General features: G+C 66.2%; 3 protein-coding genes and 1 pseudogene. 2 read left to right on the plus strand and 2 right to left on the minus strand.

Going from position 1 to position 3,389, the window contains the following annotated elements; translation table 11 throughout:
- The first annotated feature begins 80 nt into the window (after positions 1-80).
- Positions 81-308: a ribbon-helix-helix domain-containing protein gene (locus EOD07_RS27605; protein WP_073985995.1), complete on the plus strand. Its 228-nt coding sequence runs from the start codon at positions 81-83 to the stop codon at positions 306-308.
- A gap of 7 nt (positions 309-315) precedes the next feature.
- Here the strand turns inward: EOD07_RS27605 and EOD07_RS27610 are convergent, their stop codons facing one another.
- Entirely contained in the window at positions 316-2,118 is a 1,803-nt protein-coding gene (locus EOD07_RS27610) for a chloride channel protein (RefSeq protein WP_127237644.1), read from the minus strand.
- Positions 2,119-2,288: 170 nt separating this feature from the next.
- Between EOD07_RS27610 and EOD07_RS27615 the strand changes: the two genes are divergently transcribed.
- On the plus strand, positions 2,289-2,717 hold the full coding sequence (locus EOD07_RS27615) for a helix-turn-helix domain-containing protein (protein WP_041007762.1): 429 nt from the start codon (positions 2,289-2,291) through the stop codon (positions 2,715-2,717).
- A 48-nt stretch (positions 2,718-2,765) separates the two neighbouring features.
- Here the strand turns inward: EOD07_RS27615 and EOD07_RS27620 are convergent.
- Positions 2,766-3,389: pseudogene (locus EOD07_RS27620) on the minus strand (AsmA protein); the annotation flags it as partial.

Below are 3,389 nucleotides of genomic sequence, written 5' to 3' on the forward strand. Positions count from 1 at the left end.
ACGTCGGAGAAGGCCGAGAAATTCGTGGCCGGCCATCGCCGGGAAAAACCCGACGACCCCGGCAAGCGCTGAGTCCTGCAATGGCCGCGGTCGAAAAACGTTCGGTAACGATCCGCGGTCACCGCACCAGCTTTTCCCTGGAGCAGCCCTTCTATGACGACCTCGTCGCCATCGCCGCGCAGCGTTCGCTGTCGCTCGCGGCCCTGGTCGCCGAGATCGACGAGACGCGCACCCGCGACGCCAACCTGTCATCCGCGCTGAGGCTCTATGTGCTCGCCTGGGCGAAACGCGGCGGCGCGACGTCCTGAGGATTGTTTAGGCCGGATCGCTGACGCTCTGTTGCGGTTCCCGCTTCACGCCAAAGCTGAGCAAGGCGGCGCGGTCGCGCTCCTCCGCCTGCTTTTTCGATCTTACCCGCATCATGTCTTTCCAGCCGATATAGCCGATGAGCCGTTCTTCCTCGCGTGAGACGACCGGCAGGTGAGAGACATTGGCGGTGAGCAGCTTGTCGGAAAGCGCCTCAAGATACTCGTCCGGATAGGCGAGCGTGATCTTGCTGCCGGCGAGCAGTTCGCGGAGGGTCGCCTTGCGGTGCTTGCCGTTACGACGCCAGCGCAGGATCGCCGGCGGATCGATGACGCCGAGCACATGCCCCGCTTCATCGATCACCGGGAAGCTCGGATGCCGCGTGTCGGGAGCGGTCAGGAAGGTTGCCGCGCCATGCAGCGTCATCGTCGCCGGCACGCTCTCGACCTTGGTCGTCATCACTTCATTGACCCTGGTGAGGGCGAAAGGATCGACACGGTATTCGCGCACGAGATGATGCCCGCGCCGCGCCACTTTCTCGGTCAGGATCGAGCGCTTCATCAACAGCACGGTGACCGCATGCGCGGTGGCACAGGCCGCGATCAGCGGCACCAGAACATGCGTGTTGCCGGTGAGCTCGGTGGCGAAGAAGGTCGCGGTGAGCGGCGCGCGCATGGTGCCGCCCATGGTGGCAGCCATCGCCAGCAGCGGCCAGAAGCCGGGGCTCGCCTCGGGCAGGATGCCCGAGAGCACCGCTCCCATCGCGCCGCCCATGATGAGCAGCGGCGCCAGCACGCCGCCGGAGGTTCCCGAACCCAGCGCCACCGCCCAGATGATGGCCTTCACCACCAGAAGCAGCAGCGCGGCGGTCGCGACCGTGCGGCCGTCGAGCATGTTGGCGATGTTGTCGTAACCGACACCAAGCGCGTGCGGCTCGATCAGCCCGCCGATGCCGACTACCAGGCCGCCGATCATCGGCCACCACATCCAGTGGATCGGCAACTTCAGGAAGGCGTCCTCGCAGGCATAGACCAATTGCGTCAGCAATCCCGAAAGCAGCCCGGCGGCAATGCCGACCAGCACCCAGCCGCCCAGCCCGGCGACCGATGCCTCCATGCTGCCTGAAAACGGAAAGATCGGGCTTGGCATGTGCAGCAGGGTGCGCTCGACTTCCGCGACGATCGCGGCGACGGCGACCGGGATGAAGCTGCGCGGCGTCCATTCGAACAGCAGCAGCTCGACCGCGAGCATGATGGCGGCGATCGGCGTGCCGAACACTGTCGTCATGCCGGCCGCCGCACCCGCCACAAGCAGCGTCTTGCGCTCGTTGTCGCTGACCGGCAGCATCTGCGCGATCAGCGAGCCGATGGCGCCGCCGGTCATGATGATCGGACCTTCGGCGCCGAACGGTCCGCCCGAGCCGATCGAGATCGCCGACGACAGCGGCTTCAGCACCGCGACCTTGGCGTCGAGCCGTGAGCGCCCGAGCAGGATCGCCTCGATGGCCTCGGGGATGCCGTGGCCACGGATCTTCTCGCTGCCGAAGCGCGCCATCAGGCCGATGATCAGCGCGCCGATCACCGGCACGAGCACGGCGGCAAGCCCAAGCGGCGTATCCTCGAGCTTGAGGTCGGCCAGCGAGAACTGGCCGAAATAGGCGATGTTGGTGGCAAGCCTGATGAGCTTCAGGAGAACGATGCCGGCAAAGAGCCCGGCGGTCGCCACCACCACGGCGATGGCCGCGATGATGAGCACGCGCGTGTCGGTCGTGAAGTCGCGAAGATGGCCGTTGCCGGCGTGAGCGGATTTCATTTTGGGAGCCTGAACTTTCTGGCGGCGCAAAGGCCGTCCGGTTTCAGGTGGCCTAATATCGTAATACGATATAAATCTTCAAGCCGTTTTCGCGACCTGCTCCGCGTCATTTTGGACAGGGATCGCGACAACCTGTTGAGCTTTTTCGGGAAAGGACCATAAGTCGGGGAATGACGCCGCCGAAACCACGTCCCGCCATCAGCCAGGCCGACTACCAGCGGCTGTCACAGTTCCGTTACCTGATCCGCCGCTTTCTCGAATTCAGCCAGGTCCAGGCCAATGAGGCGGGCCTCACGCCGCGCCAGCACCAGGCGCTGCTGGCGATCAAGGGATTTCCAAGCGGCGGACCGGTGGCGGTGGGCGATCTCGCTGAGCGGCTGCGCATCCGCCACCACAGCGCGGTGGAGCTGGTGAACCGCCTTGCCGAGGCAGGCCTGGTCACACGCGATCAGGACAAGAGCGATCACCGTCGTGTCCTGCTGCAGCTCACCCCTTTGGCCGATGATCGCCTGGCCGAACTGTCGGCCGCGCATCTCGATGAGCTGTCGCGCATAGAGCCGATGCTGCGGCGTCTGCTCTCGCGCCAGGAAGAGTCCTAGGCGCGTCGGCGCATCTGGGCCAACTCCGCCACGCGTGCGGCGTAAAGCTCAACCGCCGTCGAGCGACTTCAACAGATTGTCGATCGTGAACGGGTTGGGCTTGGGCTTCACCGGCGCAGGGGTCGAACCGTCGTTGACGCCGGGCAGCGATCCGTCGACCTTCCGTGCTTGCTCGGCCGCCTTGCGTGCTGCTTCCAGCTTCGCCTGCTCCGCTTTCTTGCGATCGGCCTCTGCCTGTGCCTTGGCCGCTTCGTCCGCGGCCCGCTGCTCGGCCTCGGCCTTCGCCTGTGCGTCGGCCTTCGCCTTGGCGTCCGCTTCGGCCTGCGCCTTGGCATCCGCTTCCGCCTTTGCCCTCGCCTCTTCGTCGGCCTTGGCCTTTGCCTCGGCTTCCGCCTGTGCCTGCGCTTCCGCTTCGGCCTTGGCCCTGGCTTCCGCCTCGGCCTTCTGCCGCGCCTCTTCCTCTTGCCGGCGCAGCTCCTCGGCCGCCTTGTCGCGCTCCGTCTGCAGTGCCGCGTAATAGCGCACTTCGCGCCGCAGCCGCTGCTTTTCGAGCAGCGCCGCCTGCATCGCCTCGACCCGCTGCTGCTCCTTCTCCAGCGCGCGCTGTGTCAGGAACTGCGCCAGCGGACCGCTGTCGAATTGAGGCGCGGCCGCCCCGAGCGGGCCGGCCAG

This window comes from Mesorhizobium sp. M2C.T.Ca.TU.002.02.1.1 (assembly GCF_003997225.1).